This is a genomic window from Bdellovibrio sp. HCB117, from assembly GCF_047305915.1.
Classification (GTDB): Bacteria; Bdellovibrionota; Bdellovibrionia; order Bdellovibrionales; family Bdellovibrionaceae; genus Bdellovibrio; species Bdellovibrio bacteriovorus_B.
Genome location: NZ_CP178622.1, coordinates 2451274 through 2464728, shown reverse-complemented (window position 1 = coordinate 2464728; position 13455 = coordinate 2451274). Strand labels below are relative to the sequence as shown.

The 13455-nt window shown below is 44.4% G+C and carries 10 protein-coding genes; 8 read left to right on the top strand and 2 right to left on the bottom strand.

The genetic code is table 11. The annotated features are described in order from the left end of the window. The first annotated feature begins 133 nt into the window (after positions 1 to 133). Both ACLWBD_RS11695 and ACLWBD_RS11690 read left to right on the top strand, forming a co-directional pair. A complete protein-coding gene (locus ACLWBD_RS11695; RefSeq protein WP_413568296.1) occupies positions 134 to 2557 on the top strand; it encodes an RHS repeat-associated core domain-containing protein in 2424 nt (807 codons plus the stop codon). Then, the gene (locus ACLWBD_RS11690; RefSeq protein ID WP_413568295.1) at positions 2554 to 3039 is read left to right on the top strand and encodes a hypothetical protein; all 486 of its coding nucleotides are present in this window, start codon (positions 2554 to 2556) and stop codon (positions 3037 to 3039) included. The genes ACLWBD_RS11695 and ACLWBD_RS11690 overlap by 4 nt, the downstream gene beginning before the upstream one ends. Here ACLWBD_RS11690 and ACLWBD_RS11685 read toward each other — a convergent pair. After that, the gene (locus tag ACLWBD_RS11685; RefSeq protein WP_413568294.1) at positions 3036 to 3770 is read right to left on the bottom strand and encodes a tRNA-uridine aminocarboxypropyltransferase; all 735 of its coding nucleotides are present in this window, start codon (positions 3768 to 3770) and stop codon (positions 3036 to 3038) included. The two genes, ACLWBD_RS11690 and ACLWBD_RS11685, sit on opposite strands and share 4 nt — an antisense overlap. Positions 3771 to 3917: 147 nt before the next feature. On the opposite strand from ACLWBD_RS11685, the gene ACLWBD_RS11680 reads away from it, so the two are divergent. The 3 genes from ACLWBD_RS11680 to ACLWBD_RS11670 all read left to right on the top strand — a co-directional run bounded on the left by ACLWBD_RS11680 (position 3918) and on the right by ACLWBD_RS11670 (position 7383). After that, positions 3918 to 4184 (top strand): hypothetical protein, encoded by a 267-nt coding sequence (locus tag ACLWBD_RS11680; RefSeq protein WP_063204566.1) that lies wholly within the window; start codon positions 3918 to 3920, stop codon positions 4182 to 4184. Positions 4185 to 4341: 157 nt separating this feature from the next. Continuing rightward, the gene (locus ACLWBD_RS11675; protein ID WP_413568293.1) at positions 4342 to 7056 is read left to right on the top strand and encodes a delta-60 repeat domain-containing protein; all 2715 of its coding nucleotides are present in this window, start codon (positions 4342 to 4344) and stop codon (positions 7054 to 7056) included. Between the two features lie 159 nt (positions 7057 to 7215). Then, positions 7216 to 7383, top strand: a complete 168-nt coding sequence (locus ACLWBD_RS11670) for a hypothetical protein (RefSeq protein WP_413568292.1) — start codon at positions 7216 to 7218, stop codon at positions 7381 to 7383. A 29-nt stretch (positions 7384 to 7412) separates the two neighbouring features. Here ACLWBD_RS11670 and ACLWBD_RS11665 read toward each other — a convergent pair whose 3' ends face one another. Further along, a complete protein-coding gene (locus ACLWBD_RS11665; protein WP_413568291.1) occupies positions 7413 to 7673 on the bottom strand; it encodes a metal-sensing transcriptional repressor in 261 nt (86 codons plus the stop codon). Positions 7674 to 7702: 29 nt separating this feature from the next. Between ACLWBD_RS11665 and ACLWBD_RS11660 the strand changes: the two genes are divergently transcribed. From ACLWBD_RS11660 to ACLWBD_RS11650, 3 genes are all read left to right on the top strand, one after another. Next, the gene (locus ACLWBD_RS11660; RefSeq protein ID WP_413568290.1) at positions 7703 to 9016 is read left to right on the top strand and encodes an ABC transporter substrate-binding protein; all 1314 of its coding nucleotides are present in this window, start codon (positions 7703 to 7705) and stop codon (positions 9014 to 9016) included. A 147-nt stretch (positions 9017 to 9163) separates the two neighbouring features. Continuing rightward, positions 9164 to 12019: a tail fiber domain-containing protein gene (locus ACLWBD_RS11655; RefSeq protein WP_413568289.1), complete on the top strand. Its 2856-nt coding sequence runs from the start codon at positions 9164 to 9166 to the stop codon at positions 12017 to 12019. Next, positions 12009 to 13445 (top strand): fibrinogen-like YCDxxxxGGGW domain-containing protein, encoded by a 1437-nt coding sequence (locus ACLWBD_RS11650; RefSeq protein WP_413568288.1) that lies wholly within the window; start codon positions 12009 to 12011, stop codon positions 13443 to 13445. The genes ACLWBD_RS11655 and ACLWBD_RS11650 overlap by 11 nt, the downstream gene beginning before the upstream one ends. Positions 13446 to 13455: the final 10 nt, after the last annotated feature.

Sequence of the window (13455 nt, the reverse complement as noted above, 5' to 3'; positions counted from 1 at the left end):
TAGTTCTCAAGAAATATTTGAGTCAAGCGGCTCAATCCTCACGACGGATTTCATGCAGGATCCTAGGTTCCCTGAATCGCGCTATCCCGCTAGCACAGTACTCGAACTGCCAAATGGTATAAATATTTCTTCAATGTCCACTCAATCAGTTACGTTGGGAAATATAAACGACCCATATTCAATAACAGCAATGACTGCAACTGATACCGTGGGAGCTTTGACTAAAACGACTACTTATAATCCAACGACAAAGACGTTCACATCTGTGCCAACTGGAGGACCCACAGTAGAAGTAAAGATTGATGCATATCAGAGAGTGGTTTCAGAAAAGATTGGTAATTTGTTACCAACGACGTATACCTATAATAACGATTTAATGACGGGGATTTGGCAGGGACAAAGAGGTTATACATTCACCTACAATAGTTTCGGTGAACTTGAAACAGTCTCTGACTCAGAGTATTCGAATATTTATACGTTGTATTATGATATATATGGCAGACTGTCTGGGATGTTGGACAATAATGGTCATCAAGTTCGGTACTCGTATGACTCTGCTGGAAATAATACGAAAGTCAGTATAGGAAACTATTCGGCAACAGATAGAATTCATGATTTTTCTTTCGACATAAATGACTTAATTAACAGTTATTCGACTCCTTACGTTGACGTGAATGGAACTTTTTTAAGAAATACAACTTCATACGTGTACAACGCCGATAAGCAATTAACTCAAATTCAAAAGCCCTCGGGGAGAACCGTTACTTACACCTATGGACTTTTAACGGGGGTATTAACGAAGATAACAACTTCAGCTGGCGAATATATATATTCGCATAACGCCAACGGTTTAGTTTCTAGCATAACTACTCCTGTTGGGCTCTCCACGGAAATAAGTTACACGGGGAATGCGCCTGTTCAATTTACTTATAAAGATCATGTCGGGAATCTTATCGGAGCATATTCCTATGTCCTTGCGCCATTGAATGGTTTAACTCAGCAAGACCAGGTAGTGGTAGGGGGCACAACATCTCAATTAACGTATGGGTACGACTCTGGCCTACGGTTATCGAGTATTGGTGGCGCTAATCTTACATATGATTCTAACGGTCAATCTTCGGGATCAATAGTTGATAACGTTACGGAAGAAATTGCACGTAACTCTTACGGCGATGTTTCTCAGATATTAGTTAAGCATAATGGTGTGACGATCTATAAAGAAAGCTTCGATATCGAGCTTACTAGAGGCTTGATAGTTGGAAGACTACAGAATCTGGATGGTGTACAAGATACTGAAATTTATCAGTACGATACGAATAGAAGACTAAAGAGATCTTCGAATACTACGGATACCGTTCCGTCAGTAACTAAAATTAATACTTATGAATATGATTTATTTGGTAATGGTATAGTTGTTAATAATGCGCGGATGACGGCAACTATTAATAATAAAGATATTATATATAGTTACTCTAACGATGAACGCTTAGACTACATGACAATCGACGATACTTTGAATAACCAAACTTATTCTGCACAGTTCACATATAAAAGAGACGGTGAGCTCGAGAAGAGAACAGATTATAATGTCTCGAGTTGGCCATATGTTTTGCTAGGCACGACAGAATACCTTTATGATGATTTCGGAAACCTTATAAAAGTAATCTTAGCTAACGGTAATATTATTGAGTATGAGATAGATAGTTTCAATAGAAGAACAGGTAAAAAAATAAACGGTGTTTTGCAAAAGCGATGGATCTATCAGGATCAGTTTAGAATCGCAGCTGAGCTTGATGCCTCTGGAAATTTAGTAAAGCGTTTCGTGTATGGTTTAAAAACGAATGTTCCCGAATACATGATTATGGGAACAACTAAATATAAAATCGTAACGAACAGACAAGGATCCCTACGCGCCGTTGTGAATGCAGTTGATGGGACATTCCTTCAGAAAATGGATCACGACGAATTCGGCAATGTACGCCTGGATACGAACCCTGGGTTAGTTCCATTTGGGTTTGCTGGCGGTCTTTATGATGCCGATACTAAACTAGTAAGATTCGGTGCAAGGGACTTCGATCCGGAAACTGGAAGATGGACAAGTAAGGATCCAATAATGTTTGGGGGAGGAGACTCAAATTTGTATGGATATACCCTAAACAATCCGATTAGCTTCACGGATCCGAACGGCTTAAAGATTTACGACCCTCAGGGATTGATCCCCAATTGGATTAAGGCCACTGAATTCTACAAAAAATTAGATGGTAATATTAGGCCTATATTTATCACAAGTGGAAGTCTGGATGGTGGCTCGTATGGACGAACGTACTCCGCGTCTTTCGGGATCTATCAAAATGTAATTTTTGATATTAAAGCACACGATGGTTCTGCGTCGAATTATTGTAATAACTTATCAGATTATGAAGACACCGTGTTGCATGAGTTGTATCATGCAAGTCAGAACTTGAAACGCTTTCGGACAGGCGGAGACGTTATCGAGAATACTGATATGGTTAATATTCCCGGATTTATTAGAGCAATGGGGAAATATAAAAAATGATGAAGACACTTGCATTATTGCTTAGTTTTATTTTTGTCACAACATCGGCATGGGGGAAGTGCATAGGCTTTGAAGACTACAGGCCGAGCTATTGTGTGAAGATTGATGTGAAGTCAGATTTGGAACCGTATGAAGATGGTTGTCTTTTTGAATATGACTTGTTAGCGATTCGATCGGCGGAACCTCTTAAGAGAGAGTATCCACTATGGAAGGAGTCTTTTTATAATGAGGCGAAGCCGCATTATATGAAGATTAATAAAGCAGAGTGTGAAGAAATTAAACGAGCTAAAGTTAAAGAACTCAAGGGAGTATCATCACAAATCTGCTACGATACAATTTCTTATGAGATAGAATTCTGGGGTCGCTTGAAGCGGTTCTTTGGCATAATTTCTATAAAGCCTAGATTTGAATTTTCCCAAAAGACAATAGTTCATTTTCATGACAAAGGAAATGTTGAGGTTTCGTGTCCGCTAGATTTTTAGTTGGCCAAAGGGTTAACTTTGTTTCTTGGTTTACGGTATTGTGTGGGGTTGTCATCCGCCTTCTTGATAAAACTCAACTGCAATTCCACCATCGAATCGAAAACATGCAGTAGTCTATCGTGGACTCGCGAAGAAACATCAAAGCCCTGACTGTCGCCAAGTAACTCAATCGTGTGATGAATCGCTTCAAGGGTTGAATAACACGCGCTATGTGGTTGTTTGCGCACGCGGAAGTTGGATGGTTTTTCTGGTGAAAAACAGATGCGGGGTAGGTTCAGTAAATTTTGACTTTGTCGCATCATCTTTTTTGCGGTTAACCATGTGCCATCGATGACGAACAAGGTTAACTTCTTTGATGGATCGAACAGATTTTTTCTTTGATCCCCGCTTAAGGGCGTAAGATTCGTCGATGTTTTGCCTGGATAGAGGATCATACACTGACGGCTTTCATCCTTCAGAATCTGGTTCACCTCATCCACGTTCGTGTAGTCTTGGCCTCGAATTAAGAATGAGCCTTCTAAACATAAATGGGACATGCGACCGGTGGCGATGCGGCGGCGGACTTCGATCGGGTGGATTAGGATCACGAAGTCGATGTTGGGATGGAAGCGTTCAATGTGACGGCAGTAGCAGGAAAATTTGGGTTGGATGCAAGATGTGCAAAGCTCACGATAGTTTGGCAGGGCTTCGGTGTGGCGTTTTCGTTGTTCTAAATAGGCTTCTACGTTCATGAGCTTGCTCCCAGGTGACTCTGATAGCGTCTCATAAGATCGGGCTTCGCAAAATCTTCAAAAGGGGAGGTCTAGGTCCCCCAGGGGTTGCCTTTTTACCCTGGAATCGTTACAACCTTCGGACCGTTAAAAGAAAGAAGAACTGTCATGCAAGATTTTATTCCTCCAAAGCCACCGAAATCCTTCCGCATTGTTTTGGAGCTTAATAGATCTGAAAAGCGTTTGGATGCTGTTCTTCTTGCTGCCATCAAAGCGCAAAGTGAAGATTTGAATCTTCGCGAAATCACGCGCACTCAATACAAAGAACTTTTCAAAGACGGAAAGATTCTTATCAAAGGACAACGTGCTACACCTTCTTCTTCTGTTGCAAAGGGTGTTACTTACGTTGATATTCTGGGATTTAAAAATAAATAGTAGCCCATAAACACAGTCATTCTTGGGGATGCATTTAGGAGCTCTCGAGGTTATTTCTCTTAAGAGTGTCTCATATTGAGATTTACCGAACATTCTGGAGCACAAACCAAGGTCTAATTATCGAGAATCTTACGGTTTAAGCCGATAAGTACTTTATATGAAGTACCTATGGCACGTTTTTTTGCGAGTATTCGGATTGGTTTTTTCGACAATTCTTTTGGGTTGCAGTCTTGATGTGCAACTTTCTCCGACTACTTCGCTAGCTCCTTACGAGTTCAAAGGTGTTTTGGATAGTAGTTATTCTCCCGACGAAAAACTTTCGGGACAGATTGCTTACAACCTCAATGCACAAGAAGAGCCCTTGGCTGCTTTCGAAGACGGTAATGGCAAAATTCTAGTTGTGTCGCGTTCTGGGGATTCTCTTAGTTTTTCTAAATTTAATAAAGACGGGTCTTTGGTTACGAGCTTTGGTGGCGGTGGAGTTGTTGTGCCTGCTATTGAAAGACTGCGTAACAGCCTCTATCCGGGAGCTCGTTATATTTTTGCTCTTGATTCAATGGGGCGTATTCTGTTTGCTTCGAACAGTTCGGGACTGGGTCCCCTCGACGTTACAAACTTAAACCTCTATCGCTTTCTAAGTACCGGAGCTCTTGATACGTCTTTCGCAGATCAAGGGAAGGCTTCTATCGAATACGATGGCCAAGTTCTGCCGCGAAAAATATACGTGGACTCGTCAGAGCGTATTTGGGTCGTCGGCTCGCGCATTGTCGATACAAGCACAAGCAGTACTCGCGCGATGGTGTGGCGTTTTAATGATGATGGTGATCTAGATACCTCTTTGGCAGGAAGTGGAGAGCTGGTTCTTGGAGGAACAGTGAGTGGTGGAGTCACCTCCGGATTTTCTGGGGGCTATGATCTTGCCTTCAGTGATAGTGGAACGCGAGCGCTCATCGCGGGCTACCGGGGAACGGCTGCGGGGATGAGTGCCAACGATCAAGCCCAGCTTTGGAAAATTGAACTGAACGGAAACCTGGATGCCACCTTTGGAACAAATGGAATCAGCATTCTTTCAGGATCCGAATCGCACGCACGCAATGTTTTGGTTCTTGCTGATGGAACTATTCTAGTCGCGGGACATACAGGCACCTCTAGCAGTGGCGACTTTATCGTTTGGAAACGAACCTCCGCAGGAGCGGCGGATACCACTTTCGGAGCTTCGGGCTCGAGAACAGCGGCGTCACTTGGTGCAAACTTTTATGAAACTCCAGATACAATGTGGATCGATGCCAGCAATAATATTTATGTCTCTGGAATCGGTCGCAATTATGGAACGTCAGTTAAAAAAGGCCTTCTATGGCGTCTTACTTCAGGCGGCGCATTTGATGCGACTTTTGGGACAGCCGGGATTTTCTCTTGGGATGGCGTCTTCAATCTTAATTACTTATACAGTTCAAGCACGGTGGCAGACGCTAGTGCGATTTATGTGATCGACTATGCGGAGCTTAGTTACGACGACGCGACAACCACGCTGCCCAGATCAGAAGCCTGGATGAAGAAGCTCAATCTTAACGGATCGTGGGATGCATCGTTCAACACCGCGGGGACCAAGGTTTTTGATTTCCGCGTGTTAACTCCTTTGCCTGGTTTAATACAAAAAACCTCTATTGATAAAGAAGGCCGCATCTACGTGATGCAGACGGTCTCTGCCTTAGAGGACGGTAACATTGCTTATATCAGCCGCTTTAAAACAACGGGTTCATTAGATACGAGTTTTGCGGATCAAGGTCATCTGGCTATTCAAGACGTCGTGTATGGTTCTTTTGACATCGATTCACAGGGAAGAATAGTCGTTGTTGGAGCTGTTTATGATACGGGAGCCATTTCTCGACTGATCGTTCGCCGTTATTTATCTAGTGGATCTGTCGACGCTTCTTTTACCGGATCAAACAACGTCGATTTTGACACTTACCAACCTCGCATGTATCTAGCCACGAAATCAGCTGAAATTACTAAAGGTATTGACGTCAAAGTAGATGGTAGCGGCAGCATCTATGTGGGACTTTATATTGCAGAGATTATCTCTAATGTCGAGTATCCGCGTGTCGCCGTTGCTCGTTTAAACTCCTCCGGAGTTCTTGATACGACTTATGGAACGGATGGAAAATTTATTTCAGTTCAACTAGATGGCATGGTCAATCAGTCGTACTTGCCATTCAATCTCTTTATCGATTCTAAAGGAAGAGCTGTCGTTGCCGGTATTTTTCCACTGAGACCATTCACGTCAGCTTTGCCTCCGATAACGTTGCTCCGACTGACAACCGCTGGAGTTTTAGATTCCACATACGGAACGAACGGCGAGTGGAATAGTTCAATTTTAGATCCGAACTTTATGGCGTTGATGGGGACCACTTCTTTTCAGATGGATAGTAAGGACCGAGTTGTTATGCCGATCCTGATCTTGACGTCACCGACATCGCTAGGAACTTATATTACGAGAATTGACGACAATGGTGTTCTAGATACAAGCTTTAATTCCGTCGGCGGTCTTGAACTTCCTACAACACTCTTCCCCGGGAAATCTCCGACTTATTCTGATATCAGTTTTGATGAAAATAACAATATCCGCTTTTTTACTTATCTTATGAATCCGGACTTAACTGTTGCAGTGACTGATCTGCAGGTAGGATATGCGCAGATCACGGAAGCAGGAGCTATCAAAGGCACGGGGGCTATCAACACGCTTTCTACAGAGTACTATGTTGCGGAGACAGTCCGAGTGCATTCGTGGTCCGAAGGCGCGGTGGTTCTTCTTCCAGGTGTTAAAGGCGCAGATAGCAGACAGCAAAGAAATATAGTCGTGAAATTTGAGTAACTAACAGAAGGTCGTGAAGGACTCCAGTTGGTTTCCTCTTAGTGATACGGATATTTTAGGTCAATAGACCATCATTCACTGCGCTCCAACAAGTTCTCTAATAAAAAGGTTTCTATCGTCATTCGTCATGCGAGAATGGAAGGCCGCATGGAGGAATTTATGAGCATAAAGGAAAGATCTCGTAACGCCGATGACGTCAAGCAAGAAGAAGCCGCAAAACACCCCGAAGTCCATGTGAACAGTGGTCCCGGCCCACGTTCAACCAGTAAGATCTCTGATAAGCCTAATCCGAATCAGAAGGATAAGAATCGGCAAAATCTTCGATAATCTTATCCGCCGTTTTTAAAATTTTACGTCTAGATGTACTTCGTGATTTCTTTGATCTCATCAAGATCGATGTCTTTGTGGCTGCCATCTAAGCAGTGTTCGATGTGATCGTGGATGTAAACACTCTTTGCCGCGGAGATGGCTTTTGCCACCGCGTGAAGTTGACGAGCTACATCGACACATTCTCTTTCGTCTTCAATCATATTAATGACCGTCTCAAGATGCCCCTTAGCTCGTTTCAGTCTTTTAGAGACATCTTCATGACTTGCGTGTTGCTTTTTGTGTGACATATGCTAAATATCCCATCCCCGGGGATAGGATGTCAAGACTGATGAAAAAAATCTTAAGTACTGAAAAACAGCTTTTGTTAGGACGATTATTGACGAGATCAGGAGATCAAGCCTGGGATTTTGTAATTCCTTTTGCTTTGCTTCATGTATTTCCAGGCAAGATTCAAATTGCCGCTCTTTATTATTTAATCATTAAAATCGGAAGCTTTCTTTTGACTCCTTGGATCGGAAGATGGATCGACGCCAATCAAAGACTGCGTATTATCAAGACCGGTGTGTGGATTCAGTTCTTCGCGGTCTTAGGAGGCGTGACTAGCTTTTTCGTATTAGACGAGGTCGTACACCGCGCGGTTTCACTTCAAACAAATACTCCCTTAGCCATTCCTCTTTTCGTGCTGCTTTCAGCTTTTGGAATTATGGCTTCACTCGGTTCTGTCATTACGGATATTTCTGTCGGTAATGACTTGGCACCTTCGATTGTTCCTCCTGAAAAACTGACGGATTTCAATAGCTGGCTTCGTCGAATTGATTTGGGAACGGAAGTCGGGGCGCCTATTCTAGCGGGGGCTATTTTTACGTTGAGTTCCATTTACAGTCATCATTACGGACTATTGTTAATCGCTTTGTGGAATCTTTTTTCTTTCGTTCCAGAATATATTCTTCTTATAGGAGTTATTCAGAAGTCGGGGCTAAAAATAAAAGAAGTTAGTTCAGTAAAATCTTGGAAGGAACTTTTTCAGTTCAACATCAAGGATTCAATAGCGAACCCTATTTTCTGGCTGATCTTTAGTTATGCTCTTCTTTGGCTATCAGTTCTAAGCCCGCACGGCGTTTTACTCGCTGGATATCTCAAAGACCGGATGTCATTGCCGGAAGCAGAGATTGGTTTATTCCGCGGACTTGGCGCCGTTTTTGGACTGATTTCGACGCTCACTTTTCCTTACTTGGTGAAAAAGACGGGGCTTATTGAAAGTTCAAAGCTTCATCTTGGTTTTCAAGGTTTGACTTTGATCTTAGGGATCTTTGCATTTTCCATGGGGACCTCGTGGAGCATTTACATCTTCTTGGCCTGTATCCTTCTTTCGCGTATTGGCCTTTACGGTTTTTCCAATGGAGAATTTGAACTTCGACAAAGAATGATTCCCGAGGGAAAACGGGGAGAGTTGAACTCCTTCAGTCATCTTACAACGACGATGGCAACCCTGATACTTTTTGGTGCAGGAAGTTTGCTTCCTAGCTCGGAGGATTTCAAGTTTCTCGTCTATGCTTCTTTGGGAGCTGTTCTGCTAGCCAATATTGTTTTTTTAAAGTGGTCGTCCTCGCAAAGTGAATCCATTCATTAGTATGATTTCCCCTCTGAAAACGGTAATTTTTAGAGGGGAAGTCCGGTTCCAGCAGTTTCCATCTCACATTCAATTTATAAAGCGAAGAACGCAAGTATTCCCATATTGTAACTAAGGTTTCCTTATCAAGATTCCGACAAGATAAGTATGAAACAGGCAGGAACGTTATTGGTATTAGCTCTGTTCTTTTACGGTGGATCCGTATTCGCGGCTCCAGCGGCCCTCACATATCAAGGACGCATCGTAAAGAGTTCTGGAGTTCCCTTAGAATACAACGCGGTGGCGTTTCAATTTGAGATTCTTGCTCCGAATAAAGTTTGTGTCCTTTATCGAGAACAACTGAATCACGTTGATATGACAAACTCAAACGGTGTGTTCGATGTGAAAATCGGCGCCTCTCACAGCTATCCTTTGGCTCCGACATTCACAATCCTGGATGCTTTCAGCAATGGGGCTGCGTTAACTTGTGATGGCGGCTCGCCGTACAATCCCGGTTTGACAGACGGTCGCTTTTTAAGAGTGAAATTTCATGACGGCGCTCAATGGCAGACGATTTCGCCAGACAATGAAATCCGTTCCGTTCCGTTTTCTGGTTTTGCTGCTTCGGCAGCAACACTGGGTTCACATGTGTCGACTGATTTCGTTTTAAAAACAGAAGTGAACGACAATCTTAACTGTTCTGCAGGGAACTTCCTAACTTGGGATGCAACAACTAAAAAATTCGGTTGTGCTGGAGTTTCTGGTGCTAGCGGAGGCACGGTTCAAACCGTCACAGCGTCCGCCGGAAGCTCACCTTATTTGTCGGTATCAGCAGATACGGTAAATCCTGAAATTACGCTGAATGTGGGAACCGTGGCCGGAACGGTGGCTGCCGGGAATGATGCACGTTTCACTAACTCTCGTCCTCCCAATGGAGCCGCGGGTGGCGCGCTTTCTGGAACTTATCCTAATCCGGGTATTGCTAACGGAGCTGTGCAGGCGGCCCATATCGCTGATGCGGCGATCAGTACGGCAAAATTATTCGCTAATCCGGGAGTAAGTCGTCTTGTGATGACGGACTCTTCGACAGGCGACACGTTGGCTCCTTTATCTTGTGCTTCCGGTCAGTTGTTAACTTGGAATGTGACGACGGGTTGGCAATGTACGAATGCTTCAAGTCTCACGGTCGGAAATGCCGCCACGGCAACAACCGCAACGAGTGCAACGACAGCCACAACGGCGACGAACTTCACGGGAAGTTTAGCTGGAGACGTATCAGGAACTCAAGGTGCTACGAGCGTTGATAAAATCAAAGGCTTGCCTGTTGACTTTTCAGTGGCCCCTACGAATGGTCAATTCTTAAAGTATGATGGCGCTAAGTGGGTTCCTTCCTCTGATAATAACGCGGGTGGAACTATCACCGCTCTGACTGGAGATGTCAGTGCCAGCGGTTCTGGATCTGTCGCCGTGACAGTCAATTCAGTCGGGGGATCTACAGCGGCCAATATCAATACGGCGACAGTCGCTGCAAATGCGGCGACGAACTTAAATACAGCATCGACAATAGTTAAACGCGACGGCTCCGGAAATTTCAGTGCCGGCAGTGTCAGTGTGGGCGCTTCCGTGTATCGTGATTCTGGAAGTAACACCGTCACGGTTCAAGCGCCGACGGCAGTCACTGCATCCTATGTATTAAAGTGGCCAACAGCCGTGGGAACAGCCAATCAAGTTTTAGGGACGGATGCTTCTGGAAATCTTTCTTGGGTGACGCGTTTAAGTACTGTCAATTTGAATGATATTAAAGCCACGATCACTCCTTTTGGTGGAGTCTTTGCAAACTCAGCGTGTACATCTTCGCAGACTCTCACATATCAATCCGCGACCGACACGTTTATCTGTCAGGCTATTTCCGTGGGAGCTTCTAACTTTGCCAACCAAGCTCAGAACACGGTATTTGCGGGACCCACTTCAGGAGCGGGTGCTCCGTCTTTCCGAACGTTAGCGTCGGCAGATTTGCCGAAAACAGGTGCTGATGGCGTTTTTGTTAATGGTGGAAATAACTTTGGCGTAGCGGCGTCCTTGGGAACTACGACATTGACGAATTTGGATATTGAGACCAACAACGTCTCTCGCATTGCAATCTTATCTTCAGGTGAAGTCGGCATCGGGATCACTCCTGTCGCGAATTTTCATGTGAATGGAGCGGCTATCATAGGGAATAACAACTCCACTTTTACGAACGCTTCAAACTGGATATTTGGTGCCTCAAACTCGATTACAAATTCGGGCGGAGGAAATGCCAGCAGTATGAATATCGTAGGTTCTAGCAATGCGATATCTACCACACTGTCCAATTTCTCTTATGGATTAGATTTGTTTGGAAGAAGCAATACGGTGTCCAATGCCGGCAATGCTTATATTGCCGGACGAAACAACACGGTGAGCGCTTCGAACTCGGTGACTATTGGTTCCGGTATTACCAACTCGGTTGCAAGCTCTCTTCAAATCGGAGCAAGTAATACAGCGAAGATCACAATTCTCAATACAGGTAATGTGGGTGTGAATACCACAGCGCCCAGCGAAGCCTTAGAAGTGAATGGCAACGTCAAAGCCACGGCTTATCTATATACATCTGATGCGCGCTTGAAAAAAGATGTGGTCACCTTGCCTGAAGCTTTAGAAAAAGTGTTAAAGCTTCGCGGTGTGAATTTCGTTTGGAAAAATACGAATGAAAAAACAGTGGGTTTCATTGCTCAAGAGGTTGAAGCGGTTTATCCCGAGCTCGTGAAAACGGATAAAAATTCTGGATATAAAGCCGTACAGTACGGAAATATTGTCGCCGTGTTGGTAGAAGCATTGAAAGAAGAGCACAAGCAACGTGTTCAAGCCCAAGCTCAATGTCAAAGAGGTATTGCATCGGTGAGTGCGCAGTCCGAAGAAAGATTCGAACAGCTTGAAAAAGAGAATCAGGAATTGAAGGCGCGCCTTGAAAGACTTGAAAAGGCACTTCTCAATGGCAAGTAAAAGCAGTCTTTTTTTTAAATCATCTTTATTTTTGGTTCTAGGTCTTTCCCTGATGGGGATTGACACGGTCGATAGTGGTTTCAAAGTCGTGCATGGAACTACAAAAGCCATTTACGCTCATGGCGTCTGCAAAAAGGTCGTGAATGCGCATGCCACAAGCGATTATTTCGTAGCTACAAAAACGGCGGCAGAGTGGACCTCCTTTCGATCAGCAACTATTCCCAGTGTCACTATTCAAAGCTGTAAATCCTGTTGGGACATCCTAAGTTACGGTGGTTCGACTGGCGATGGAATTTATCACATCGATCCTTCGGGAAGCTCTCCGTATCCAGTTTACTGTGACATGACGACGGATGGTGGTGGATGGACGCGCATCTTTAAGCATCAACACGCCTCCGGATTTTTTGCCAGCAATGCCGACGCAGATTCTAAGAATACATCCGACCCCAACAACGGAATGTATTCTATTTTAAATCAGATTGATTATTTCAGAACTCCGACAAATCGCTATCACTTCCGTCTGACTTGGCCGGGAGAAAGTTTTAAAAACTTATGGTGGCAGACTACAAGTCCACGTGCCGATGTGGACGTCGCAGGATACACGACCGAGTTTGTTCAGGCCTACTCCAACTACTGGGGCGGTCTTGAGCTTTCTGGAGGAACCCATGGCGTGGCTAGCACCTCATCTTATATAGACGGTTCGATCAATCACGGGAACTGGTACTACGCTATCGGGGCTTTCGCCGTGTGGGGAACAACTCCCCCGGGCATTCCGGCGTCTGATGATTTGGGTGCCTCGCATGGGGTTGCGGAAGTGAATCTTTGGATGAAAGAAACTGACACCCATCCAGTGTATGCATCATGCAAAGCAATCTTAAATGCCGGAGCCTCAAAAGGTGACGGAATTTATACTATCGATCCAGACGGTGCAGGTGCCGGTGCGCCTTACGAAGCTTACTGTGATATGACGACAAGTGGTGGAGGATGGACGTTGGTGGCTCATTCTAATGGGACCGTGACAGCTTCCACTCCGAATGATTTTATGGTCAACACTTACAGCCTTGCCAGCGTGGCAAAACCCGCGGCTGCAAATACTCAAGCCTCCTTGAATCCGGAACAGTTTTCGACACTAGTGAATACAACGGATGCCATGTTTATTTCGCCTCAATATAACAGTGGAGCCGCGATCATTGACCTGGCTGGTGGAAACTGGAATTACAACAGTACAAAATGTGCCGGAAACCTACGTCACACCAGTCGAACAGCAGGGTGCGCGGGGCAAAATGCCAATGACAATTACAACTCGTCGGATGCCTTTAATATTGCCTTCTTTTCTGGCAACGAAGGGATTGTCCCTGCCTATAAAGCCACCGAGGTCTGCTATAGTGGAAAAGGGTCCTGCACCTTTAAGTTCTTCTTAAGATAGCCAACAAAAG

Excerpts from the sequence above, each read along its gene's own strand:
- ACLWBD_RS11695 (WP_413568296.1), top strand. The coding sequence starts at position 134 with ATGTCCACTCAATCAGTTACGTTGGGAAATATAAACGACCCATATTCA.
- ACLWBD_RS11690 (WP_413568295.1), top strand. The coding sequence starts at position 2,554 with ATGATGAAGACACTTGCATTATTGCTTAGTTTTATTTTTGTCACAACA.
- ACLWBD_RS11685 (WP_413568294.1), bottom strand. The coding sequence starts at position 3,770 with ATGAACGTAGAAGCCTATTTAGAACAACGAAAACGCCACACCGAAGCC.
- ACLWBD_RS11680 (WP_063204566.1), top strand. The coding sequence starts at position 3,918 with ATGCAAGATTTTATTCCTCCAAAGCCACCGAAATCCTTCCGCATTGTT.
- ACLWBD_RS11675 (WP_413568293.1), top strand. The coding sequence starts at position 4,342 with ATGAAGTACCTATGGCACGTTTTTTTGCGAGTATTCGGATTGGTTTTT.
- ACLWBD_RS11670 (WP_413568292.1), top strand. The coding sequence starts at position 7,216 with ATGAGCATAAAGGAAAGATCTCGTAACGCCGATGACGTCAAGCAAGAA.
- ACLWBD_RS11665 (WP_413568291.1), bottom strand. The coding sequence starts at position 7,673 with ATGTCACACAAAAAGCAACACGCAAGTCATGAAGATGTCTCTAAAAGA.
- ACLWBD_RS11660 (WP_413568290.1), top strand. The coding sequence starts at position 7,703 with ATGTCAAGACTGATGAAAAAAATCTTAAGTACTGAAAAACAGCTTTTG.
- ACLWBD_RS11655 (WP_413568289.1), top strand. The coding sequence starts at position 9,164 with ATGAAACAGGCAGGAACGTTATTGGTATTAGCTCTGTTCTTTTACGGT.
- ACLWBD_RS11650 (WP_413568288.1), top strand. The coding sequence starts at position 12,009 with ATGGCAAGTAAAAGCAGTCTTTTTTTTAAATCATCTTTATTTTTGGTT.